This window comes from Vibrio sp. 11-4(1) (assembly GCF_013048625.1).
Taxonomy (GTDB): Bacteria; Pseudomonadota; Gammaproteobacteria; order Enterobacterales; family Vibrionaceae; genus Vibrio; species Vibrio diabolicus.
In genome coordinates this window covers 172,562-197,580 of the sequence record NZ_VHSY01000008.1, presented here as the reverse complement: position 1 = coordinate 197,580, position 25,019 = coordinate 172,562, and the positions used below count along the sequence as shown (strand labels likewise).

General features: G+C 45.6%; 19 protein-coding genes. 9 read left to right on the top strand and 10 right to left on the bottom strand.

Features of this window, described 5'->3' with window-relative positions; all coding sequences use genetic code 11:
- Positions 1-17: 17 nt before the first annotated feature.
- The 4 genes from FKN16_RS17680 to ebgR all read right to left on the bottom strand — a co-directional run bounded on the left by FKN16_RS17680 (position 18) and on the right by ebgR (position 6,418).
- The gene (locus FKN16_RS17680) at positions 18-1,451 is read right to left on the bottom strand and encodes an amino acid permease (protein WP_069484911.1); all 1,434 of its coding nucleotides are present in this window, start codon (positions 1,449-1,451) and stop codon (positions 18-20) included.
- A 78-nt stretch (positions 1,452-1,529) separates the two neighbouring features.
- Positions 1,530-1,982: a beta-galactosidase subunit beta gene (locus FKN16_RS17675; protein ID WP_005484991.1), complete on the bottom strand. Its 453-nt coding sequence runs from the start codon at positions 1,980-1,982 to the stop codon at positions 1,530-1,532.
- Between the two features lie 3 nt (positions 1,983-1,985).
- Positions 1,986-5,084: a beta-galactosidase subunit alpha gene (gene ebgA / locus FKN16_RS17670; protein ID WP_170903260.1), complete on the bottom strand. Its 3,099-nt coding sequence runs from the start codon at positions 5,082-5,084 to the stop codon at positions 1,986-1,988.
- Positions 5,085-5,431: 347 nt separating this feature from the next.
- Entirely contained in the window at positions 5,432-6,418 is a 987-nt protein-coding gene (ebgR, locus tag FKN16_RS17665; protein WP_025591165.1) for a transcriptional regulator EbgR, read from the bottom strand.
- Between the two features lie 379 nt (positions 6,419-6,797).
- Here ebgR and galE point away from each other — a divergent pair, with 379 nt between their 5' ends.
- The 7 genes from galE (at position 6,798) to FKN16_RS17630 (ending at position 15,940) form a co-directional block, all read left to right on the top strand.
- A complete protein-coding gene (galE, locus tag FKN16_RS17660) occupies positions 6,798-7,817 on the top strand; it encodes a UDP-glucose 4-epimerase GalE (protein ID WP_170903258.1) in 1,020 nt (339 codons plus the stop codon).
- Between the two features lie 84 nt (positions 7,818-7,901).
- A complete protein-coding gene (locus FKN16_RS17655; RefSeq protein WP_170903256.1) occupies positions 7,902-8,954 on the top strand; it encodes a UDP-glucose--hexose-1-phosphate uridylyltransferase in 1,053 nt (350 codons plus the stop codon).
- A 109-nt stretch (positions 8,955-9,063) separates the two neighbouring features.
- Complete coding sequence (galK, locus tag FKN16_RS17650; protein ID WP_170903254.1) at positions 9,064-10,224, top strand: galactokinase; 1,161 nt, start codon at positions 9,064-9,066, stop codon at positions 10,222-10,224.
- A 9-nt stretch (positions 10,225-10,233) separates the two neighbouring features.
- Positions 10,234-11,298, top strand: coding sequence for a galactose-1-epimerase (gene galM / locus FKN16_RS17645; RefSeq protein ID WP_170903252.1), 1,065 nt, complete (start codon positions 10,234-10,236; stop codon positions 11,296-11,298).
- A gap of 399 nt (positions 11,299-11,697) precedes the next feature.
- On the top strand, positions 11,698-13,329 hold the full coding sequence (locus FKN16_RS17640; RefSeq protein WP_170903250.1) for a sodium/sugar symporter: 1,632 nt from the start codon (positions 11,698-11,700) through the stop codon (positions 13,327-13,329).
- Between the two features lie 63 nt (positions 13,330-13,392).
- Entirely contained in the window at positions 13,393-15,234 is a 1,842-nt protein-coding gene (locus FKN16_RS17635) for a DUF294 nucleotidyltransferase-like domain-containing protein (protein WP_170903248.1), read from the top strand.
- Entirely contained in the window at positions 15,224-15,940 is a 717-nt protein-coding gene (locus FKN16_RS17630; protein ID WP_226977477.1) for a 3'-5' exonuclease, read from the top strand. The genes FKN16_RS17635 and FKN16_RS17630 overlap by 11 nt, the downstream gene beginning before the upstream one ends.
- Before the next feature lie 15 nt (positions 15,941-15,955).
- Here the strand turns inward: FKN16_RS17630 and FKN16_RS17625 are convergent, their stop codons facing one another.
- Complete coding sequence (locus tag FKN16_RS17625) at positions 15,956-16,954, bottom strand: substrate-binding domain-containing protein (protein WP_170903246.1); 999 nt, start codon at positions 16,952-16,954, stop codon at positions 15,956-15,958.
- A 176-nt stretch (positions 16,955-17,130) separates the two neighbouring features.
- Between FKN16_RS17625 and FKN16_RS17620 the strand changes: the two genes are divergently transcribed.
- On the top strand, positions 17,131-17,463 hold the full coding sequence (locus tag FKN16_RS17620) for a tRNA-binding protein (RefSeq protein WP_005494151.1): 333 nt from the start codon (positions 17,131-17,133) through the stop codon (positions 17,461-17,463).
- 69 nt (positions 17,464-17,532) lie between these two features.
- Here the strand turns inward: FKN16_RS17620 and FKN16_RS17615 are convergent, their stop codons facing one another.
- Positions 17,533-18,084, bottom strand: coding sequence for a gamma-glutamylcyclotransferase family protein (locus tag FKN16_RS17615; RefSeq protein WP_170903244.1), 552 nt, complete (start codon positions 18,082-18,084; stop codon positions 17,533-17,535).
- A 184-nt stretch (positions 18,085-18,268) separates the two neighbouring features.
- On the opposite strand from FKN16_RS17615, the gene FKN16_RS17610 reads away from it, so the two are divergent.
- Positions 18,269-19,453, top strand: a complete 1,185-nt coding sequence (locus tag FKN16_RS17610) for an NnrS family protein (RefSeq protein ID WP_170903242.1) — start codon at positions 18,269-18,271, stop codon at positions 19,451-19,453.
- A gap of 77 nt (positions 19,454-19,530) precedes the next feature.
- Here the strand turns inward: FKN16_RS17610 and FKN16_RS17605 are convergent, their stop codons facing one another.
- The 4 genes from FKN16_RS17605 to glpK all read right to left on the bottom strand — a co-directional run bounded on the left by FKN16_RS17605 (position 19,531) and on the right by glpK (position 24,973).
- Entirely contained in the window at positions 19,531-20,484 is a 954-nt protein-coding gene (locus FKN16_RS17605) for a CorA family divalent cation transporter (protein WP_012841472.1), read from the bottom strand.
- A gap of 284 nt (positions 20,485-20,768) precedes the next feature.
- Positions 20,769-22,328, bottom strand: coding sequence for a glycerol-3-phosphate dehydrogenase (gene glpD, locus FKN16_RS17600; protein ID WP_170903240.1), 1,560 nt, complete (start codon positions 22,326-22,328; stop codon positions 20,769-20,771).
- A 176-nt stretch (positions 22,329-22,504) separates the two neighbouring features.
- On the bottom strand, positions 22,505-23,296 hold the full coding sequence (locus FKN16_RS17595) for a DeoR/GlpR family transcriptional regulator (RefSeq protein ID WP_006742414.1): 792 nt from the start codon (positions 23,294-23,296) through the stop codon (positions 22,505-22,507).
- Between the two features lie 159 nt (positions 23,297-23,455).
- Entirely contained in the window at positions 23,456-24,973 is a 1,518-nt protein-coding gene (glpK, locus tag FKN16_RS17590; RefSeq protein ID WP_006742415.1) for a glycerol kinase GlpK, read from the bottom strand.
- Between the last annotated feature and the right edge of the window lie 46 nt (positions 24,974-25,019).

Below are 25,019 nucleotides of genomic sequence, written 5' to 3'. Positions count from 1 at the left end.
GTCATTGAGAGTCTGTGTTATACCGCTTGCGAAGCTGGCGCGGCTTCTTTTATACGCTCTTCCTGATTCAATGATTTCTCGTATTGGCTGTACTTCCACCAAGCAAAGCCAAGGAAAATCACGATACCACCAACGTTGTAGAAAATGATGGTCATGATGTCGGCCCCTGTAGGGAAGGTCGATGCTAAGAAACCAACCGTAAAGATAGCGATCAGTACCGATACGGTAGCAATGCCCATTTTGCGTGAGCCCATTCTGAAATCACGCTCGACGTGATCCAGTTTCAAGCGCAGATTCAGGTACGCCAGCATGATGAACAGCGGTGGCAGCATCGAAGCGGCTGCGGTCATGTTGATCACCGTATTCATCAGATCTTGAGCGGTGTTAGAACCTAATGTTGGGATGATCATCAGTGGGATAACGATAAGGAACTGATACCAAGCTGCGCGAGCTGGTACGCCGTTTTCGTTCAGCTCTACGGTTTTCTTACCAAAAATGCCTTCTGGAATCTCAGAGAAGAAGATTTTCACTGGCGTTGCTGTCCACATCAGTAGAGACCCAAACATAGCGGTGAAGGATACCAAGCCTACAAAGCGGTTCATCAATACTTCTGGCAAACTAAAGTACGCAGCCAAACCTTCAAATACTTGTACCGAGCCACCCGTGTATTTTAGGGTTTCGCTAGGAACAAACACGTTAATCAACACAGACGCGACTGAGTAAAGTACACCGATAAAGATACCTGCGATGATGATGACTTTAACGAACGATTTCGAGCCGCCTTTCACATCGTTTACGTAAACCGCGACCGATTCCGCACCGCCTGCCGCCATAAAGATCCATGTAGTAATGCCTAAAAATGCCCAGCTGAAATCAGGGATCATCGCTTCTACAGTAATTGGGTCAGCTGGTTCTACGCCGCCGATCAACGCAGCGCCGGCCAGTAAAATATACGACATTGTCAGTAGCAGCATGAGGGAGGAGGTCACCGACGTAATTGGCCCCAACATTTTCGCGCCGTTTGTCGATACGTAGGTCGCAAACGCAAACAAAATCATACTGAGCACGGTAGTGGTGAATGGCGTCAGAATGTATTCATAGCCCAAGAACGCGTAAGACGCATAAGCGATAACGCGCGGTAGCAAGGACGTGAAAAAGAATAGGTTAACGAACCAGTAAGTGTAGGCAGAGATAAACGCCCAGCGACCGCCGAGTGAGCTTTTTACCCATGCGTAGACCCCCGCTTCAGAATCTTTATTCAGAGATACGAATTCTGCGATGATCAAACAGAAAGGGATGAAATAAAAAATGGTCGCCAGAAAGAACATTGGCGCAGAAGCTAGACCGATCTCGATATTGTTATTGATTACGTTATTAAAGCTAAATACTGCGGCAAAGGTGAGGGACAACAACCCGAATTTGCCTATCGTATTACGTTTGGATTCAGACATGTTCTATCTCCGGTGAATCACGTTGGAATTGTAGGGAGGAAGGGCTTGTAATGCTGTGACCACAGCCCTTCTCTTGTTTTATTTATTTAGGAAGTAGCCATCTTCGATGGTCACTTTGAGCACCACTTTTCTTACGCGGTTGTCTCCATGGAAGCGGTACGCTTCACTGTTTTCAAAAATCGCCACTTGGCCTTCGCAAAGCTCACGTGTTTCACCCTGACCAGAAAAAAATTCGCGGTCGGTTTCATCACGATAAGCTTGTTCTAGTGTCAACGCGGTTTTATCCGCGAACTCAACGGTTTCTCGGCCTTCGAGGTAGTAATGCACATCGAAGTAACGACGGTTACCGATGAACATTTCGGTTTGTTTCGCGATGCCATCTTCAACCATGTAAACCAGTGAATCGCCAATCGAGTGCATCACGCCATCTTTGATGTTGCCGATGTTGCCAATGGCTTCCACACAGCGGTTCCATTTACGACCGTTGCGATATACCTGTTTGAATTGCTCTAAGCTGTCTAACACGATCATGAGTTACGCCTCGTTGACTGATTGAGTATTGGTTTGAGTGAAAAACGCGTTGTCGAAATCATGGTTTGCCATCACTTGTGCGTTGCAATCGCCTGCTTGCAGTGGCATCAGCGTCAAACCGTAACGGAACTCGTCCATGTACACGCGGTAAGAGTCGAGCACTTCGCTGCCCCATGAGTTCGAGCCCAACCCCATCACTTGATGGTCAAGGTTAAGGGTGATGTAGCCACTCTTTTCTAGCTCGATCGTATGTTGCGCTTCATGCAGATTTTGGTTGGTGTAGAACCACGCGCTGAAGTTGATTTCTTGCTGAGGTTTCACCAATAACCCTGTGCCATGACGGTTGGTGAGTGAGGCCCAGCGCACGTGTTGGCGGTTGCCGTTGTTTTGCGGGAACGGGTAGTTTTCGAACATGTCTTCTACGGTGCTGTGGTAAACATCAATGAGGTTAGCTTGGCGACTGTCTTGGTAGTTTTCTTCTGGGCCACGACCGTAGTAACTCACTTGGTCAAAGCTGCCGTTAATGCCCAAATCCAAGCCAATGACCGGAATCACGTGAGGGTAGTCGCCGTAACGTTCGCCGCTCAGTTCCACGTTCAAATGGCCTTGAGCATTGATTTGATAGCGATAGGTACAACGCATGCCAAAATCAAAGACCGGCGGCGCAATGATGCTGGTGGTCGTAATTAAGACGGAATCATTGGTTGCTTCCACCGCAAGAGTACGGAAGTGCTCCTGCATGATTTGCAGATGGGCTGGGTGCCACAAACCTTCATACTCTTGTTTGTGGTTATCAATCATCGGTTTGAAGAAGTTCAGTCTCGGCTCAGATTGAATGATCTCTTCGTCATTTACGCGCCAAGAAGTCAGCTTGCCGTTTACTTTCGAGAAGGTAAGCGTGAAGTTATGACCTGTGATCACGTGCTCTAGACGGCTTTCTTCAAGCACCAATGGTTGAACATTGTGGTTGACCAACGCAGGCAACGTGGCGGTGTTTTCTTTCAGTTGGAACTGATACACCGCAATTTCATGGTTGGCTTCGCTGTAAAGCGTGCGACTGTCTTTGCGTACGGTGAAGTTAACAAAGGCTTCGCGCTCATCCAATTCTGGCAAGCCGATGCTCACTTCACGTTCGCTGTTAGCTACCAAAGCTTCGACTTTGAATTGCACGCTACGCAGGGTTTCACCTTCGGCACGCACGTCAGCAGTAATGGTGTAATCATCGAGGTTGGTGAACCACAATTTGTTCTCAACGATGAAGCGATCATGGCAACCTTCGACGGCGCGGATTTTCACCGGTGCAATGACTTGTTTGTATTCTTTGAGACCTGGGCCCGGGGTTTGATCTGGGTAAATCAAACCATCCATACAGAAGTTGTAGTTGTTTGGGTAGTCACCGTAATCGCCGCCGTATTTGTAGAACTCTTGGCCGTGTTCATCACGCGCTAGAATGCCGTGATCACACCATTCCCAAACGTAGTGACCTTGAATGTGGTCGTGCGCATAGAACACATTTTGATATTCGGTTAAACCACCCGGTCCGTTACCCATCGCGTGGGCGTATTCGCAGATGATGCGTGGCTTCTCGTGTGGGTGCTCGCCAAAGTAATTCATCAGTTGTGCGCGCGAGTACATAGTGGAAATCACATCGACGACTTCAGCGTCGCGGTCTTCTTCGTAGTGAACTAAACGGGTGTTATCAATTGCTTTGGTCGCGGTATACATCGCTCGGATGTTACAGCCATAACCCGATTCGTTACCGAGTGACCACATGATGATCGATGGGTGGTTTTTCTGTGCGTGCACATGGCGCACTGCGCGATCAACAAACACCGCTTCCCATGCTGGATCATTGGTGATACGGCTCAGGTCGCCAACGTTGGCAAAGCCGTGGGTTTCCACATCGGTTTCTGCCATCACAAACAGGCCGTAAATATCACACAACTCGTAGAAGCGTGGGTCGTTCGGGTAGTGTGCGGTGCGAACTGAGTTGATGCTGTGTTGCTTCATCAAAATCAGATCTTTTTCCACTCGGTCCATGCCCACTGCGCGACCTTTTAGGTGGTCGTTGTCATGACGGTTGACACCATGCAGCATCACGTATTGATTGTTGATGTAAAACAGGCCATCACGCACCTTGATATCACGGAAACCCACGCGTTGTGGGATCACTTCCACTACGTTGCCTTGGTGATCTTTTAAGGTGATGAACAAGTGGTAAAGGTAAGGATTTTCAGCTGTCCAATGCGTTGGATTCACCATATCAATCGCAAAGCTTGTTGAGTGGTGGTTTTGGATAGTCAGTGAATCGCATTGACCACTGGCTACGACAGTACCTTTGTCATGCAGCGCGTATTCCAGCGTATAGCCAGACGCGATAGCGGCGGAAAGGTTTTCCAATTCGATTTGAGCACTGAGCGTCGCACTTTGGTAATCGTTGGCGAAATCGGTGCGAATGGTGAGATCTTGGACGTGAACCTGCTCTTTGCCCACAAGGTAAACATCGCGGAAGATCCCCGCCGTCCACCACATGTCTTGGTCTTCAATGTAAGTGGAATCGGCCCACTGCATCACGCGTACAGAGAGTAAGTTTTCGCCTTGTTGGACGAACTTGGAAATGTCGAATTCCGCTGTGAGTCGGCTGCCTTTACTAAAGCCGACGTACTCGCCGTTTATGTACACTTCAAAGTAGGTTTCCACGCCGTCGAACTTGATGATGGTTTGTTGGTTATCCCACTGTGGACCAAGTGTAAATGTGCGTTGATAAGCGCCCGTTGGGTTGTCGGTTGGTACAAACGGGACGTCGATCGGGAATGGGAAGCCTTCATCGGTGTATTGCAGATCGCCGTGGCCTTCCATTTGCCACATGTTTGGGACGGTAATGTGTCCCCAGTCGTTCATTGTTTGTGAGTAAAACTCATCAGGTACCAACATTGGGTTGGTGAAATAACGGAATCTCCATTGGCCGCTGAGCAACATAAAGCGGCGACTCAGTTCACGTTGAAAGGTTTGTGCGCTCTGAACAGAGTCGTAGGAGAAAAAGTACGCACGCGGTGCCATACGATTCTCGTGTAAGTGTTGGAAGTTTTCCCAATTGTTCACGTTTTGATCTCCCCTCGGCTTGGTGCGCTTATGTTGGAGTGCGGATTGGTTTCATCGCGGCTCAACATCAGTGCAAAAACAACGGCCGATGTATTGTGAAAAATGCTTATGAATAATCTGAGAAAGATATTAGTAAAAGTTTTACTAAAATAAATTGGTGAAAACGTTTTACTTTAACTTGGTCACGTTTTAAATGACCAATGTTGAGCAAGATGTGATCAGCGTAAAGGAATGAGATCTAGATTGTTTTGGAAAGTAAAAACAGTAAAAACTCGATAGAAAATAAAAGAAGAAACAAAAAAGCACTGAAAATTCAGTGCTTTATTTGAACAGTTTTGCGGGTGTTTTTATCGAGTTGTGCCGCGTAGTTTGAGCTTACTTGGAACGTACACTTGAAGGGGCAGTGCGCGTCCGTCACGGTATTTTTCTACTAACAAGTTCACGCCTTGAATCCCCATCATTTCAGAATGAATACGAACGGTAGATAGAGGTGGGAAGGTAAAGCGCGCGGTAGGAATGTCGTTCACGCTGATCAGCGCAATATCATCAGGAATGTTTAAACCAAACTCATGCACTGCTCGTAACACACCAATCGCAATGGAGTCCGAAGCAATGAACATCGCTTTTGGGAAATCGCCTTTGGCCAGCATCTCTTTCGCTAAGTCATAACCGGACAAGCTAGAGAAATCGCCACGATAAATGTCGTCTTCAGAAACCACACCTTTTAGACTGCCGTAGTCCACAAACGCATTTTCACGAATGTCTGCGGTGTTGGGCTCGTCTTGTCCACCAATAAAGCCGATGCGTTCGTAGCCTTGTTGTACAAAGAAATCAACCACTTGCTTGCTGATTCTTACAAGGTCGATATCAACGCAATCGTAAGGGCTAGTTGGATCTGAAAAGTCGATGTAACAGATGCTATCGGCTAGGCGTTTAGGTAACTTATTGACCACCTTTTGGTCGACTTTCCCGACTAAAAGGACACCCGTGATCTTTTGCGTTTCAACATCAACTTCGCTGTTGTAGCAATTGGTTAGCGTAATGCCGAGTTTGTCGCACTGAGTTTCAATCCCATGACGAATCGACAAGTAGTACGGGTCGTTCACTTCTGCTTCTTGTTTGTAATTGTACAAGGCCAAAAAGTGATGTTTTTGCTTGGCTTCTTTGGTGGCTTTCTTCGAGCTGCTGGTGCGGTACTCCAGCTTTTCTGCGATTTCTAAAATGCGGCGTTTGGTTTCTTCTTTAACGCTCAACGTCGGATCGTCATTCAAAACTCGCGATACAGTTGCAAGTGAGACGCCCGCTTCAGTGGCGATATCTTTTAGTGTTGCCATGTACATTTCCCGTTGGCATTGCTCACAGTCCAAGTGAGAACTCAATAATCTGGCTATTGTAAACAGCTACTTAGGGATGCACAAACTTTTAGTAAAATCGTGCGATCCACGAAAGAGAGTGGTATCTGCTCGACTCATCTTCACTGCTCATCATCTTCCTGGTTTAATTTAACTAAAGTCAGCATCTAAAATAAGGCTTTTGTGTAATTTTGTGGAAACGTTTACACAATTTGAATTCGATCACGGATCTGGATCGAGATTGGTTGCTAGACTTTTAGCCAGTTAAGAAATGGGCGTACTGATTCGATGCAATAGCGATTGGCTTTTAGCGCATCAGAGTGAGGTATGAACAGAAAGCAGCAAACGTGGAGAAGCAAAAGTGAAAGTTCTTGTCACAGGCGGTATGGGATATATCGGTAGTCACACTTGCGTTCAGATGATTGAAGCGGGAATAGAACCTATCATCGTCGACAACTTGTGTAACGCCAAACTGGAAGTGTTAAACCGTATTGAAGCGCTGACAGGCAAGCAGCCTGCGTTCCACCAAGGTGACATCCGTGACGAAGCATTTTTGGATACGGTGTTCGCGCAGCACGACATCCAAGCCGTGATCCACTTTGCTGGCCTCAAAGCGGTTGGCGAATCGATGGCAAAACCACTTGAGTACTACGACAACAACGTCAATGGCTCATTGGTGTTAGCGCGCAGTATGCGTAAAGCGGGCGTGAAAAGCATCGTATTCAGTTCATCGGCAACGGTTTACGGTGACCCTGAAATAGTGCCGATTACGGAAGACTCACCAACAGGCGCAACCACCAATCCATACGGACGCAGCAAATATATGGTGGAGCAGTGCTTAAGCGATCTGTTCCATGCTGAAAACGACTGGAGCATCACATTACTGCGTTACTTCAACCCAGTTGGCGCGCACCCATCTGGCAGTATGGGGGAAGACCCACAAGGTATGCCCAATAACCTGATGCCATTTATCGCTCAAGTCGCAGTTGGTCGCCGAGAAAAACTCGCGGTATTTGGTAACGACTATCCAACCCCTGACGGCACTGGCGTACGTGATTACATCCATGTGATGGATCTGGCCGACGGCCACATCGCCGCATTGAAATCGGTGGGTGAGAAATCGGGTTTGCACATTTACAACTTAGGTACAGGTAAAGGCTCGAGCGTACTTGAGATGGTGGATGCGTTCGCGGCGGCTTGCGGTAAACCTGTGCCTTACGAGTTATGCCCGCGTCGTCCTGGGGATATTGCTGAATGTTGGGCAAGCACGGAAAAAGCTGAGCGTGAACTAGGCTGGAAGGCAACACGCACGGTGGCTGAAATGACCGCCGATACGTGGAACTGGCAGTCAAAAAATCCCAAAGGCTATTCCCCTGCGTAGTTTACGTCGCCGCATTGTTGTCTGCACTTTCCAATTTCATTGAGAAATGCAGATGAAAGAATTCTTAAAAGTTGAGTAAGTAACATGTCGAATGTCGAATTTAACCCAGTGGATCATCCACACCGCCGTTACAACCCTCTGACTGGGCAATGGATTTTGGTTTCACCTCACCGTGCTAAACGCCCTTGGAGTGGCGCAGATGAAAAGCCCGCGTTGGATGAGCTACCAAGCTATGACGGTAAATGTTTCCTTTGTCCAACCAACGAACGTATCTCTGGCGATGTCAATCCAGACTACCAAGGCACCTATGTGTTCAATAACGATTTTGCTGCGCTGATGGTGGATTCACCAGATGCACCAGAGTCAAACAACCCGCTATTCAAAACGCAAGGCGTGCGTGGTTTGAGCCGAGTGATTTGCTTCTCGCCAGATCACAGCAAAACCTTACCGGAGCTGCCAGTGGATAAAATTCGTGGCGTGATTGATACATGGAACGAACAAATTGAAGAGCTAGGCAAAGAGTACGTTTGGGTTCAGGCGTTCGAAAACAAAGGCGAAACCATGGGCTGTTCTCAGCCTCATCCACACGGTCAAATCTGGGCGAACAGCTTCTTACCAAATGAGATCGAGCGCAAAGAGCACAACCTAAAAGCCTACTACCAAGAACACGGCAGCAACTTGCTGGTGGATTACGTACAAGCGGAACTCAAAGACGGTTCACGCATTGTGGTGGAAACCGAACACTGGCTGGCGGTGGTGCCTTACTGGGCAGCTTGGCCGTTCGAAACCATGTTGTTGCCGAAAACGCACATTCGTCGCATGAGCGAACTCAGCGATAAGCAACGAGACGATTTAGCGCTAGCGATTAAGAAGCTGACCAGCCGTTACGACAATTTATTCCAATGCTCTTTCCCTTACTCAATGGGCTGGCACTACGCACCGTTTTTTGACCAAGGTACAGACATCGACCATTGGCAACTTCATGCACTTTTTTATCCGCCACTACTGCGCAGTGCCACGGTTCGTAAGTTCATGGTGGGCTACGAAATGCTGGCTGAAAGCCAACGTGACCTCACCGCAGAGCAAGCGGCACAGCGTCTGCGTGATGTGAGTGATGTCCACTACAAAGAATGCTAAGTCTTTAAATTGGACTGACTACGAATAACGGGATAGCGCGACTTTACAGATAGAAAGTTAGGCTCAACGCGCTATCCCACACAAATTACTATTTTAAGAGAACGTCCCTATGTCTGAACTTATCCAAAATGTGAAAGCGTCATTTGAGCAAGTGTTGGGCTACGCACCTAGCCATATTATCCAAGCGCCTGGTCGTGTGAACTTGATTGGTGAGCACACTGATTACAACGATGGTTTTGTCCTACCGTGTGCCATTAACTACCAAACGGTCGTGGCGGCGGCAAAGCGTGAAGATAATATCGTGCGTGTGGTGTCGGTCGATTACGGTAACGTAGTCGACGAATTCGATATCACGCAAGCCATTACCTTCCAGCAAGACAAAATGTGGGCGAACTACATTCGCGGCGTGGTGAAGTGTCTTCTGGCGCGTGGCTACCAGTTTACTGGGGCGGATATTTCAGTCAGCGGCAACGTGCCTCAAGGCGCGGGTTTGAGCTCATCGGCGGCATTGGAAGTAGTGATCGGTCAAACGTTTAAAGTGTTGTTCAACCTTGAGATCAGCCAAGCCGAAATCGCGTTAAACGGTCAGCAAGCTGAGAACGAATTCGTCGGTTGTAACTGCGGCATCATGGACCAAATGATTTCAGCGGAAGGGCATGAAAATCACGCGATGCTATTGGACTGCCGTAGCCTAGAAACGGAATCGGTTTCCATGCCAGAAGAGATGGCCGTCGTGATCATCAACTCGAATAAAAAACGTGGTTTGGTCGACAGTGAATACAACACTCGTCGTCAGCAATGTGAAGAAGCGGCGCGCATTTTCGGTGTGAAAGCCTTGCGTGATGTGACGATTGAGCAGTTCAACGAGAAAGTTGCTGAGCTGGATGAAATGGTGGCAAAACGTGCCCGTCACGTCATCACAGAAAACGGTCGTACGGTGGAAGCGGCGCAAGCGCTACGAGCACACGACATGAAGCGCATGGGTGAGCTGATGGCCGAGTCTCATGCCTCGATGCGCGATGATTTCGAAATCACGGTAAAAGAAATCGATACGCTGGTGGAGATAGTCAAAGAGGTGATCGGCGATCAAGGCGGCGTGCGCATGACTGGCGGTGGCTTTGGTGGCTGCATCGTGGCACTTGTACCGCCAGCACTGGTTGATGACGTGAAAGCGGCAGTTGAAGCGAAGTACCAAGCGGCAACGGGCTTAAAAGAGTCGATTTATGTTTGCCAAGCCAAAAATGGTGCGGGCTTGGTTGAAGTGCTGTAAGGAATGATGATGAAAGCCTATTTTCAACAACTAGAACAAGCGATGGCGCAAACGCCGTCGTTTGATGGCCAAACTGTGAATCTGATTCATTTGACCAACGCGAATGGTATGACGGCGTCGTTTATGGATATCGGTGCGACGTGGTTGAGTTGCACATTACCGGTAAATGGTGAAAACCGCGAATTATTGTTGCGCTCACCAAATATGGCTGAACACATGAAGCAAGACGCTTACTTCGGTTCCATTGTTGGCCGCTTTGCTAACCGAATTGCGAAAGGGCAGTTTGAGATAGACGGAGAGAAGTATCAACTTGGTATCAATAACGGTGAAAACTCACTGCACGGTGGCCTAGAAGGGTTTGATAAACGCCGCTGGAAGGTTGAAGAGCAAAATGATCAACAGGTCACTTTTTCACTTCGCTCCCCGGACGGTGACCAAGGCTATCCGGGAAACCTCGATGTGAAGGTGACGTACACGCTCACTGACGAGAATGAACTAGCTATCGCCTATGATGCTAAGACCGACAAAACATCGCCAGTGAATTTAACCAATCACGCTTACTTTAACTTGGCTGGTGAGGCGAGCCGCGCGAAAAGTTTGGATCATACTTTACAGCTCAATGCTGGGCATTACTTGCCAACGGATGCGGGGTTAATTCCTACCGGTGAACAAAAGCCAGTTTCGGGCACCAGTTTCGACTTCACCGAGCCAAAATTGATTGGCCAAGAATTTCTTGCCGAGCAAGATCAGAAAACTGCTGGTGGCTACGATCACGCCTTTGTATTCATGCCTGAAGTGACCGATGGCGTGTCTGTCGCTGCGGTTTTAATTGCACCAAAAGAAGATGTGGTGATGAAGGTGAAAACCACCAAACCTGCCATCCAGTTCTATTCAGGGAATTTCTTAGCCGGTACGCCAGGTGCAAGTAAAACTTACGAACGCTATGACGGCCTAGCATTGGAAACACAATACTTTCCAGACGGGCCAAACAAACCAGAATGGGGACTCAACAATGGGGTGTTGATCTCTGGGGATTGCTATCAGCATCAAACTACTTATCAGTTTGAATTTTAGATAGCACTTCTGCCCTTTGAACTTGCAGCGGCAGCGATGCTGCAACTCCAACGACTTTGGGTGTTATGGTGGGCTTACATGCCCACCTTTTTTGTTTTTGATATGTATTTTTACTAGGAAGTTTAAATCACTTACCTCACTTTCGACACAATACTGTACGGTGGATGTCCCCGTAATTTCCTACTTATTACTCTTCGTTTTACCTTTGTTGTTATCGTTTACATTTTTGTTGACTTTAGAGTGTTTTAATTAAATGACACTTCTCTTAATATTTGTGATCTTTAGCTCGTTATAAGGTTTTTAGCGTAATATGTATCAATATGTGTGATTTGAGTTGCATTTCATTTGAGTGGTAACGTTTACACTTTGCGGCGTAAACAAAACTACAGGATGAAACTGATGTCGAATATAGAACATGGTCTAAGCTTTATCGACATAATGGTCTTCGCCATTTATGTCGCAATTATCATTGGGGTCGGACTTTGGGTATCTCGTGATAAAAAAGGCACTCAGAAAAGTACGGAAGATTATTTCTTGGCGGGAAAATCTTTGCCTTGGTGGGCTGTCGGTGCTTCGCTAATTGCTGCAAATATTTCTGCGGAACAATTTATAGGAATGTCTGGTTCAGGCTATTCAATCGGCTTGGCTATCGCATCTTATGAATGGATGTCGGCAATAACATTGATTATTGTTGGTAAGTACTTTCTACCTATTTTCATTGAAAAAGGAATCTATACCATTCCTGAATTTGTTGAAAAACGCTTCAATAAAAAACTAAAAACAATTTTGGCCGTTTTTTGGATTTCCTTGTACATTTTTGTAAACCTAACTTCAGTACTGTATTTAGGTGGTTTGGCTCTCGAAACCATTTTGGGTATTCCGTTGATGTACTCAATTCTAGGTCTTGCTCTGTTTGCGTTGGTGTACTCAATTTACGGTGGTTTATCGGCAGTAGTATGGACCGATGTCATCCAAGTGTTCTTCTTAGTTTTGGGTGGTTTTATGACTACCTACATGGCAGTGAGTTTTATTGGTGGTACGGACGGTTGGTTCGCTGGGTTGTCTAAAATGGTCGATGCCGCTCCAGGCCACTTTGAGATGATCTTGGATCAAAGTAATCCACAATACATGAACCTTCCTGGTATTGCCGTATTAATTGGTGGTCTTTGGGTAGCAAACTTATATTACTGGGGCTTTAACCAGTACATTATTCAAAGAACGCTTGCTGCAAAATCAGTATCGGAAGCTCAGAAAGGTATTGTTTTTGCAGCATTTTTGAAACTTATCGTTCCGTTTCTCGTGGTATTGCCAGGTATTGCCGCTTACGTTATTACTTCGGACCCACAACTAATGGCAAGCCTTGGTGATATTGCAGCAAAAAACCTTCCAAGTGCTGCTCATGCGGATAAAGCATACCCTTGGCTAACTCAGTTCTTGCCTGTTGGTGTTAAAGGTGTTGTTTTTGCGGCTCTTGCTGCTGCAATTGTTTCTTCACTAGCATCAATGCTTAACTCAACAGCCACTATCTTCACTATGGATATTTACAAAGAGTATATCTCTCCTGACTCAGGTGACCACAAGTTGGTGAATGTTGGGCGTACTGCTGCTGTGGTGGCACTAATTATTGCCTGCCTAATTGCTCCAATGTTAGGTGGTATTGGCCAAGCATTCCAATACATCCAAGAATATACAGGTTTAGTTAGCCCTGGAATTTTGGCTGTATTCTTACTTGGCTTATTCTGGAAGAAAACAACCAGTAAAGGGGCTATTATTGGTGTAGTAGCATCAATACCATTTGCCTTGTTCTTGAAATTTATGCCACTTTCCATGCCATTTATGGATCAAATGCTATACACATTATTGTTTACAATGGTTGTTATCGCATTTACAAGTTTGAGCACATCAATTAATGATGATGATCCTAAAGGTATTAGTGTTACATCATCGATGTTTGTAACAGATCGAAGCTTTAATATCGCTTCTTACGGCATAATGATTGTTTTGGCAGTGTTATATACATTGTTCTGGTAAAACCATTCTTTATTATACTCCGCTCTTTTTTGAGCGGAGTTTTTCTAATTAAAAGAGTGTCATATGGATTCAACCTTGCTGCCAAATGTCGTTTCTTTTTTTAAAACGATAGAGCCATTTCATTTACTTCCTGACCATGTTCTTGATGCTATCGCTACGAACACAGATATTGTTTATTGGGGAAAGGGAGAGAGCGTCTCCTTAGTCATGCCTGAAGGAAAAAATTTATATATTATTCGAGCTGGAGTTATCGAACAGAGATTTCCTAATGGTGAATTAAGAGCTAGATTAGGCGAAAATGATGTATTTGGATTTAATTTAGAACAGGATAAATATAAAGTAAAAACCATTGAAAATTGTTTAATATATAAAATTAATTATGCGTTCTTACTAAAAGAAGTTTCGAATTTTAAAAATGTTGTTAACCAGCTTGCAATCCGTGCAAGTCAACGTCTCACTTCAAGTATTAATGCACAGTATTCACAAGCAGAAAAAAGCCTGTTTTTTAAAAGGGCTAGAGATTTAGCCAATCATAATGTTGTGGTGGTGCATACAAACCAAAGTATCCAGCAAGTGGCACAAATCATGAGTAAAAAAGGCTGCACTTGTGCCTTGGTTACCAATGACAATGCCTTGGTTGGAGTGGTTACCGAGACTGACATGACAAGTAGAGTGGTTGCTGAGGCGTTTAATATCTATAGACCTGTTGAGGATATTATGAACGCTCATCCTCAGAGTGTTGACCAAAATGAGCCCGTGATTTCTGTGCTCAATCTGATGATGAAACACAATATTCGTAATATCCCTGTTCTTGACAAAAATAAACAGGTTTTAGGTTTGATTAGCCCTCAAGAGTTAGTTCAGAGGCATGGCATCCAGGCTGTTTTTTTGATTGAAAAAATCAGTAAGTGTAATAGCCTAGAGTCGCTTTCATTGTTAGTAAACGAACGTCAGGCAGTGTTTGAGGCGATGATAGAATCGCATTTGCCAGCCAATGTAATTGGGCAAGTTTTAATGATGATTTATGATGCCTTTACCTGTCGATTGATTAAATTAGCAGAAAGAAACGTGGGTTTACCTCCTTGTAATTATGCTTGGTTAGTGGCGGGTTCGCATGCGAGAGGAGAGGTTCACTTAGGTTCTGATCAAGATAACGCTTTAGTACTTGATGACTCAGCAACAGAAAGTGACCGAATTTATTTTCGACATTTTGCTATGTATATATGTAAAGGATTAGCGGAATGCGGGTATCCTTTGTGTAATGGGCGTTTTATGGCGGCTACACCAAAGTGGAATCAGCCATTATTCATCTGGAAGCAGCTCTACAGAAAATGGGCAAACAATCCAGAATACAATATGTTACTAAATCTTAATGTCTTTCTTGAAGTGCGCTTTGTTTCCGGGGATAGGTCACTATTTGATGAACTAAATAGTGAACGCGAGCGGTGTACCAAAAATAACCCTCATTTAATCGCAGCCTTAGTTAGAAATTTAATATCACACCGTCCACCACTAGGGATATTCAATAACTTAGTGTTAGAAAACAATGGTCACAACGAAAAATCGCTGAATATTAAAAAGTCTGCGATTGGTCTGGTGGTCGATATTGCTAGAATTTATGCTCTTCATAAAGGCGGAGGTATGTTGTCTACGGAAGAAAGATTCGATTTTGCGTATGATAGAGGATTGATTAATAGCACTTCACATCAAGACTTGATAGGGACTTATCGTTATGTAACGCAATTACGTTACTCACATCAGCTGCAATGCTTACAAGGTGGAAAGCCAGTAACGAATGCTATATTTCCTGAGCATTTTGGCAGCTTTGAAAGACAACACCTCAAAGATGCTTTTCGCATAATACGCGGTTATCAAGACACGTTAAAAATGAAATTTGGCTCTTAGTATGTTTGGCTACTCATTCCAGTCAATTGAACATCTAGAACACGTGCGCAGAGAGCTAGAAAAATCTAGCTTGCCAGATGTATTTAACTCTATAGGAAATACGCCTCTACCTGGAGCTTTATCGGACGCTAGAGAGTTAGACACGTTAGTCTTGGACTTTGAAACGACAGGATTTAATCCTGAAGTAGATAGAGTAATCAGTATTGGATGGGTCGAAATTCGAAACAGCAATATTCGTCTAAATAGTGCACGTCATATCTTCATTAATCATGCAATTGATATTTGTCATGAGTCAGTCAAAGTTCACCATATCAGGCCTGAAACGTTGCATGTATCGGGGATTTCAGAACAAGTTGCTTTCACTCAGTTGCTGGATGTAATTGCTGGTAAAATTCTTGTTGCACATGGCTGCATTATGGAGCAGAGGTTTTTAGAGCAATACATCAAGATGAAGTACCAGAATTTGAAGTTGCCATTAATATGGTTAGATACATTAAAAATCGAGCAATATCGCACCCAACTGAGACCTACTCGGTCTGACTGGCGGTTAAGTTCAATTCGAAAGGAACTCAACCTACCAACATATCAAGCCCATAACGCACTAAATGATGCGATAGCGACTGCCGAACTATATCTAGCACAGATTAATTGCTTGTTTGGCCTTTCATCTGCGCCATTACATGTTTTAGTTAATGCTTCGCGCTAACATTTAACGCATATATCAACAACGCTCAACAGAATTTCTTCGTACCAAAGTTGGGCTAAAAATAATGGTTTCGTCTTCAATTTTTTCGTCACGAGATAGCGCCAAAGCCAAACGGGCGGCGCGTTCTGCCATCATCTCGATTGGGTAGCGAATAGTGGTCAGGCTAGGGTGAACAAAGCGGGCGATCAAGCCATCATCGAACCCGACCATAGATACCTTATTTGGTACGTCTATGCCATTTTGATCCAACGCTGCCAGTGCGCCAGCGGCCATGTAGTCGTTGTAGGCCACCACTCCAGTAATCTCCAAAGATTTGGTTAACAGGTTGGTCATCGCAACTTCGCCACCATCACTGTTGGGCTCACCGTATTCGATGTAGCTTGTGGAGAGTTCTATACCATGTTCTTTAAGCGCTGCTTGGTAACCTTGCAATCGCTCATCGGTATCTTCGATATCGTGGGATGAGGCAATACAAGCGATTTTGCGATGCCCGTGACGAATTAAATATTCTGTCGCGAGGAATGCTCCTTTGCGGTTATCAAGGGAAATACAGCGCTCAGCAAGCTCTGGGATATGACGATTGATAATCACCATACCTTTCACTTCTTGGGCATAGCCAATTAGCTCCTCATCAGATAATCCTTTCGAGTGGATGACTATTGCATCGCAACGGCTGTTGATCAGCAATTCTAAGGCTTGACGCTCATCTTCTGGATTATGGTAACCGTTGCCAATCAAGATATGTTTGCCATTTTCGCGCGCGACATTATCGACTGATTTGACCAGTGTGCCGAAGAAAGGATCGGACACATCACTCACCAACACACCCATGGTATTTGTGCTTTGACTCACCAGTGCGCGAGCTGCGGCATTGGGTCTGTAACCCAATTTGCTCATTGCTTTGGTGACCGACTCTACCGATGATTGACTGGCTTTTGGGGACTTGTTGATCACGCGAGAAACCGTTGCGACCGAAACACCGGCTTCTTTCGCGACATCCTTGATCGTTGCCATATAGAACCTTTAGTGGCTAAAAATTTTGACTGGAAGTATTAAACACCCATTGTGTAATAAGTGCAATTTGATAGGGGATTTGCTTTCGGAAATGAGATCTTTACCACTTGTATTTATTAAGCTTACTGATAGTGTAAACGTTATCTTTTTAGTAAAACTTTACTGAGGTTTTAATTATGGAAACTATCGCTTACTCAGATTTTGCCAAACTGGAAATTCGTACCGGAAAAATCATTGAAGTGGCTCGTCATCAAAATGCAGACAAGCTGTACATTGTGCAAATTGATATTGGTGAAAAAACACTGCAAACCGTAACCAGCTTAGTACCTTATTACACCGAGGAAGAGTTGATGGGCAAACAAGTGGTCGTGTTGTGTAATCTTGCCAAAGCCAAAATGCGCGGTGAAACCTCAGAATGTATGTTGTTGTGCGCAGAAACGGATGATGAATCCGAAAGTGTGTTGCTAACTCCAGAAAGAGCGATGCCGACTGGGGTGAGAATTGTTTAATCAGTTCACTGGTCGCTCTATTGTAAAAACAGCTCTTAGTTTAGAGCTGTTTTTACAGATGGGATTGAGCTACGAATTTTGGGCAATCAGATTATCAATCAACTCGTAATGATGCTCTTGCACGCCTGCAAGGTTGCCATATTTAGGTTGGTGGCGGTCATTTTCTTTTGCGTGTTGCCAGCCAATGGTGTGACGCACAAAATGCTCTGCAAACGCATGAGATACTTCTAAGCAACCTGCTAGCACGGTATCGACATAGCTTTGCATGATTGGGCTTTTTACGCACGGTGGTAATGGCTCGTCTTTTACGTAAACCCAGATGCTATGTTCTTGGTTAAAGTTCGCGTCCGTTTCTATTTGATCTGGCTGAATTTGAATACGATGATAACCACGCTCACGGCGATCGAATTCTGCGAGAGCCTCTTCATTCACTTCGAGTAAAACGCCGTTGACCTGCCCATTGCCTTGGTTTACAACCAGAGGAGACAGAGTGTAGCTGTCATCAATCTTTCCCCAGTATCGCACCAGTCCATGAGCAATGACGGGAATGGCTTCTCCCGTTTGTCCGGTTAACTTACGTGACGCAGAATTAATCAAACTGCCATAGCCAAATATGTACATCTTCGTTGCATCCCTTAACTGATGGTTGTGTCTCTCACCGTTTATACCTAACCCGCCTCTGAAGCACAACTTTACCTCTTAAGTATAATCTTAACTCTTAACATGTATTTTTTATGCATGTTTGTGGTAGCATCAATATTGTAGTTGAGTTAACCAGCATCAAGAGACGCTTGAGGGCAAGATAATGCTGAATATCACCGATAAAAAAGTGGAAGAAAAAATCCCTGCATGGCTGAGATTAGGCTTTCGGCCGTTTTTTCTGTTTGGGTCGATTTACGCCATTGTTGCGATCGCGTTGTGGGTGTGGATGTTCCAGAGCGGACAGCCAAACGCATTAACTGTACCGGCATTATGGTGGCACGTTCATGAAATGTTGTTCGGCTTTTCGATGGCGATTGTGGTTGGTTTTGTACTGACCGCGGTACAAAACTGGACTGGCATTAATGGCACCAAGCATTACACGCTTTTGGTCTTATTTGGCTTATGGCTCGCGCCCCGAATATTGCTTTGGACGTCAGCGCCGTTATGGTTAACCAGCAGCATTGAAGCGGTATTTTTGTTGTTTGTTGCCTATGAGGTAGGCATTCGTGTTTATCGAGCCAAAGGTTGGCGTAATCTGTTTTTTGTGCCGCTGTTTCTTTTGGCCATTTTTGCGAACTTTGCAAGCTACGCAACAATAAAAGGCATGCCGCCGTTTAGCTCTTCTGCTGTATGGCAGGCGATGTTGTGGTGGTTTACGTTGTTGCTGTCGGTCATGGGCGGGCGTGTGATTCCATTCTTTACTGCGCGTCGATTTAATTTCGAAAAAGCGCAACCATTGGCTTGGTTAGAGTGGTTCGCGAACTTGCCGTTGGTAATGCTATTTGTGCTGAGCTTTTTCCCTGTGACGTTTGCAGAACTAGGTAATCCGTTGATGCTGTTTGCAGGAGTTGCTCAGTTGGTGCGTTTTGTTCGCTGGAAACCTTGGTTAACCCTGAGCGAGCCTTTAGTGTGGTCGCTGCATGCTGCGTATTTGTGTTTGCCACTAAGCTTAATTTTGCGAGGCACTTGGGGAGATGCATTTGCCAGCCATAACCTGATTCACCTGTTTGCGATAGGTGCATTAGGCGGCTTGATTTTAGCGATGATCGCACGCGTGACGATGGGACATACTGGTCGCATGATCTACAAAGGTCCGAACATGAGCCTTGCGTTTGCGGCGATTACCGCGGCAGCTTTGGTTCGCAGTTTTGCCGTGATATTTGATCCTGCCAATATGATGCTGTGGATTAATATCAGTGGCGGATTGTGGATTGTCGCATTTGGCCTGTTTGTTTGGCGCTTTGGCGTGATGCTTATTACCCCTCGCGTTGATGGTCATCCCGGATAGGGCTCTAATGTGAGTAGAGAAAGAGGAGCCGCGCGCTCCTCTTTTCTTTTGATTGTTGTTCTTTATAGGATTAGTGCTTATTCGTCTTCGTCGTCCGTTTTATTCGTAAACCCCAAACGTTTGAATAGCCACCACTCTAGAGCAAAGATGACAATTAAAGCGATACAGAACCAGGTGAACGCCATGGCGGATTCCACGCCTGGCATACCGCCAATGTTGATGCCAAGCAAACCTGTTAGGAAGCTGGTTGGCAAGAAAATAGTCGCCACTAGGGTGAATAGATAACTGTTTTTATTAGTTTTCTCGTCACGATGATGTTTGATTTCTTCTTGAAAGAGAGCGACTTCTCCAAGATAAAACTCAAGTGTTTCATTTATGCGCGTAATATTATTGTGGGCGAAGCGATATTGATGGGGCCTTAAAGCCACCAACTCGGACTCTGATTCAACGAGATCTCGAATAGCATATTGCTGAGGGCGAATAAAACGTTTGATGGAGATAAGCGCTTTTTGAGTCGCCATATGCTTGTACGTCGATTCATCATTCACATCAAACTGGTTTAACGTCTCTTCAATCGTATCGAGGTAAACGTCTATTTTGCTATTTAATCCTTCAATAATCTGATGAAGTAAACCCGCAAGGCTTTTCGGACCTTTGTGTTCCGCCAATGCTTGACGAATTTCCATGATGGCACGCGATGGGATCTTACGTGTTGAAATCAGTGCGCCTTGAAAATAGAGAATTCGAATACTGAGCATGTCTTCTGGTGAAGCATCGCCATTCATATTGACGCCTCGTAAAATCAACATGAAGTTCTCGTCATCCAAAGGGTGGAAAGACGGTCGGCTCTCGTCGGCTAACAGGTGATCAACAGTGGCACGTGGCACTTGGTTTTGTTCTAGCCAGCCCCGAATATCGGGATGCAGCCGCTCACAATGGTACCAATGTTTGGCTTGAATCTGCTCCGCCGTTGTGGATTGCTGAGTTGCTTCTGGGGTTGAAAAATCCCAATGTTCAATCATAAAACCCATTTTCTTTTCCTTGTCTGAGCCTTTCCCCAAATAACTCGGAAAGAGCCTGTTCTTCCACTGCATTTTTTCCGGGAAGTGCATCAGTGATAACGTTCTGAACCCAGCGCCATGAAGTTATTCAGGGATAATTATTCAAAATGAGTATGATTGCATTTAACGCTAAATGTCTATGAATAGTTGCTCTTATTTGTAATCAAGTGAAGCAAGCCAAAGTGTGGTGTAAAAACAGCAAAATAAAAAAGCCTGCAGCGAGGCAGGCTTTCTAGTGGGGTGGAGAGGAGCAGTTAGCCAACTTGAGAAAGATTAACCACTTTCTGTTGTAGCTTTTCTTTTAAATAGTCCGATAAAGCCTGCTTTTCTTCATCGTTCATGTACAGACCAAGTTTGGTACGACGCCACAAAATGTCTTCATCGGTCATTGCCATTTCATGGTTCATTAAGTAGTCGATCTCACGTTGGTAAACACCGCCGGCTTGCGATGAGAACGCGTGTCCAAGGTCAGCTTCGCTTACTGTGCCTTCCATTAAGTTCCACGTTTGGGTACCAAATTGTGTTACGTAACGAAGAATCAATGCTTCTGGCGCCCAAGCGTATTTAGCATGAATTTGTTTAGCTAATTGTTCACGACTACAGCTGAAGTTACCACCAGGTAGGGTTTGATTTGCCGTCCAGTCGCTTCCCATCTCTGGTAGGAAAGGAGCCAGCTTTTTCATTGCCGCTTCACCCAGCTTACGGTAGGTCGTCAGCTTACCACCAAAGACAGAAAGCAGAGGTGCATGGTCGTATTCCGCATCGAGTTCTAGCGTGTAGTCTCGTGTGATCGCTTGCGGAGAGTCAGATTCATCGTCACATAAAGGACGAACACCGCTGTATGTCCAAACCACATCTTCGCGAGTCAACTGGTGGACAAAGTGTTGGTTTACGATATCGATGAGGTAATCGACTTCGTCATCTGAGATCGCCACTTCGCGTGGGTCACCTTTGTATTCCACATCTGTTGTACCAATGATTGAGAACTTATCTAAGTAAGGAATCATAAATACGATGCGGTTGTCTTTGTTTTGAAGAATGTAGGCTTGCGGTTCGTTGTGGATACGAGGAACAACGATGTGCGAGCCTTTGATTAAGCGAATGTTACGAGGAGAGGCTTGCTCTAATCCATCATCAAAGAACTGTTTTACCCAAGGGCCAGCTGCGTTTACTAGTGCTTTTGCTTTGCGTTCGAAACGTTGGTCTGTCATCACGTCATGAATTGTGACATGCCAGATACCACCTTCACGGTGTGCTTTTTCTACGCGGCAGTAGTTACGTACTTCTGCATGGTTTTCACGAGCAGCCAGAACGTTAAGTAATACTAAACGCGCGTCATCAACCCAACAGTCAGAGTATTCGAAACCGGTTTTCATTTCTGGTTTTAGCAAGCCCGATTTCGCTAAGTTGACGGTTTTGCTGCCTGGCAGAGTCGTACGTTTACCCAAGTTATCGTAAAGGAACAGACCACAGCGAATCATCCAAGCTGGGCGTAGGAATGGGCGATGAGGCAAACGGAAACGCATTGGTAGGGCAACGTGAGGCGCTTTGCGAAGAATAACTTCACGTTCTGCGAGCGCTTCCGAAACCAAACGAAACTCGTAGTGTTCAAGGTAGCGTAAACCGCCGTGGATCAGTTTAGAACTTGCCGAAGAAGTAGCGGACGCGAAGTCACTTGCTTCGTATAAGCCAACACTCAAACCGCGGCCAGCTGCGTCTGCCGCAATACCAGCCCCGTTAATGCCGCCACCAATTACGATCAAGTCTAAGGTAGTGGATGAGCTAGTAGTGGAAGCATTTTTTTGTATACTCATAAATTTGACCTCTTGGTGAGCGAACGAGCATTTTGGAACATGATCTAATCCTAGCTTAGGTTTCGTTTGTGATCATCTATTATTTTCGTTTGTGAGCGTTTTGTGTGATTTAGGCACAAAAAAACCTCTGCCTAATTAAGACAGAGGTCATTTGAGAGGCAAATTAATGACTGGAACTACTCGTTTTCGAAGTTTGTCTCGTTCGCTTCAACGACTTCAAGCGGAATTGAAGCTTCTTTTAAAATCGACAAGATTTCTTCTGGTGGCTGCTTGTTGGTAAAGATCATGTTGAGCTGAGCGATATTGCCTAGCTTCACCATGGCATTGCGCCCAAATTTGGTGTGGTCGACGGCGAGAAATACACTGCGGCTGTTGTCGATGATCGCTTGTTTGACCCTGACTTCGTGGTAATCAAAGTCTAATAGCGAGCCATCAAAGTCGATACCACTGATGCCAAGAATGCCAAAGTCGAGACGGAACTGTTTAACGAAGTCGAGAGTGGCTTCTCCAACAATGCCGCCATCGCGACTTCGAACTTCACCGCCTGCTAAGATGACTTTGATCTCTGGGTTGGGGAAGAGAATGGTTGCCACGTTGATATTGTTGGTAACCACGCGTAGCTGTTTATGGTTTTTATTGAGCGCTCGCGCAACCGCTTCTGGTGTGGTGCCGATATCAATAAATAGAGTCGCGCCATCAGGAATGTGCTTGACCACCTCGTCTGCAATGACATCTTTTTCATTGAAGTTGAGCGCTTTACGCGTGTTGTAAGATGTGTTTTCAGAACTGAGAGGGATGGTTGCACCACCGTGATAACGACGAATTTTGTTGTCGTCGGCGAGTTCATTAAGATCGCGTCGGATGGTTTGTGGGCTGACATTGAATCTTTCTACCAACTCATCCGTGCTGACATAGCCTTGTTTTTTCACCAACTCAACAATCTGTTGGTGTCGAGGTATTTGCTTCACTTACCACTCCCTTGTGCATTGGTAACGGCCAATGCTTCAAATTCGAAGCTCTATTGTGCTCGAATTTGCGCGTTGTGAGAAGTAAGCGAGTTCAGGAATCAGGGGCAAAGCGCAAAAAAGAGCGCACAAATGGCGCTCTTTTTTCGTATGGAGGTGAGATTAATCTTCTTCGTCGTGAAGCTCAGACCAGGTTTGCGCACATTTCACTGCGCGTTTCCAACCCTTGTAACGACGATTGCGTTTTTCTTCATCATCGTGCGGCTCAAAGGTGCGATCAAGCACCGCTTTATTCTGCAACTCGTCAATGCTGTCCCAGTAACCCACGGCAAGACCTGCAAGGTAGGCTGCACCAAGAGCGGTAACCTCTGTTACTTGAGGGCGGTGTACTTCTGTATTCAATACATCGGATTGGAACTGCATTAGGAAGTTGTTCGCTACCGCACCGCCATCGACGCGAAGATTCGCAAGTTTAATTCCTGAGTCGGCTTGCATCGCATCCAGTACGTCACGAGTTTGGTAAGCGATGCCTTCCAAAGTCGCACGGATAATGTGGTTTGAGTTCACGCCGCGAGTAAGGCCGACAATCGTGCCACGTGCGTAGGCATCCCAGTATGGTGCGCCTAAACCAGTAAAGGCAGGCACGACATAAACGCCGTTTGAGGTATCCACTTTGGTTGCGAAGTATTCAGAGTCTTCTGCACCGTTTAGGATTTTTAATTCATCACGTAGCCATTGGATAGAAGCACCACCCATGAATACGGCACCTTCAAGTGCATAAGCAGGCTCACCTTTCGGACCACAAGCCAAAGTTGTCAGTAGGCCGTGCGTCGAAGTGACTTTTTCTTGGCCCGTATTCATTAGCAAGAAACAACCCGTGCCGTAAGTGTTTTTCGCCTGACCCGCTTCAACACACATTTGGCCGTAAAGCGCAGCTTGTTGGTCACCAGCAATACCAGAAATAGGAATACGAGTACCGCCTTTACCACCAATGTTGGTCTTACCGTAAACTTCCGATGAACGTTTTACTTCTGGCATCATAGATGCTGGGATACCAAGCTCATCTAACATTTTCTGATCCCAACATAGATCGTTGATGTTAAATAGCATGGTACGCGATGCGTTAGTGTAGTCGGTCACGTGAACGCGGCCTTGAGTCATCTTCCAAACTAACCAAGTATCGACGGTACCGAACAACAGCTTGCCTGCTTCTGCGTCTTCGCGCGCGCCTTCAACGTTGTCCAGAATCCATTTCACTTTGGTACCTGAGAAGTAAGGGTCAAGTACCAAACCAGTGTTGTCACGTACGTAGTTTTCTAGACCACGCGCTTTTAAATCTTCACAGATGTCAGCAGTACGGCGACATTGCCATACGATCGCATTGTAAACGGGTTTGCCTGTTTCTTTATTCCAGACGATGGTGGTTTCACGCTGGTTAGTAATACCGATAGCCGCCAATTGGTCGCTACGGATGCCAGACTTAGCTAGAGCTTCTACCAACGTAGAGCTTTGTGTTGCCCAGATTTCCATAGGGTCATGTTCTACCCAACCTGCCTCTGGATAAATCTGAGTAAATTCGCGCTGTGCGACGCTTACGATGTTCGCGTCATGATCAAGAATTACTGCGCGAGAGCTTGTCGTACCTTGGTCTAGGGCAACAATGTATTTTTGCTCAGTCATGGTAAGAATCCTTTTGTTTCGTTATTTATATTTTAGTAAATGTTCG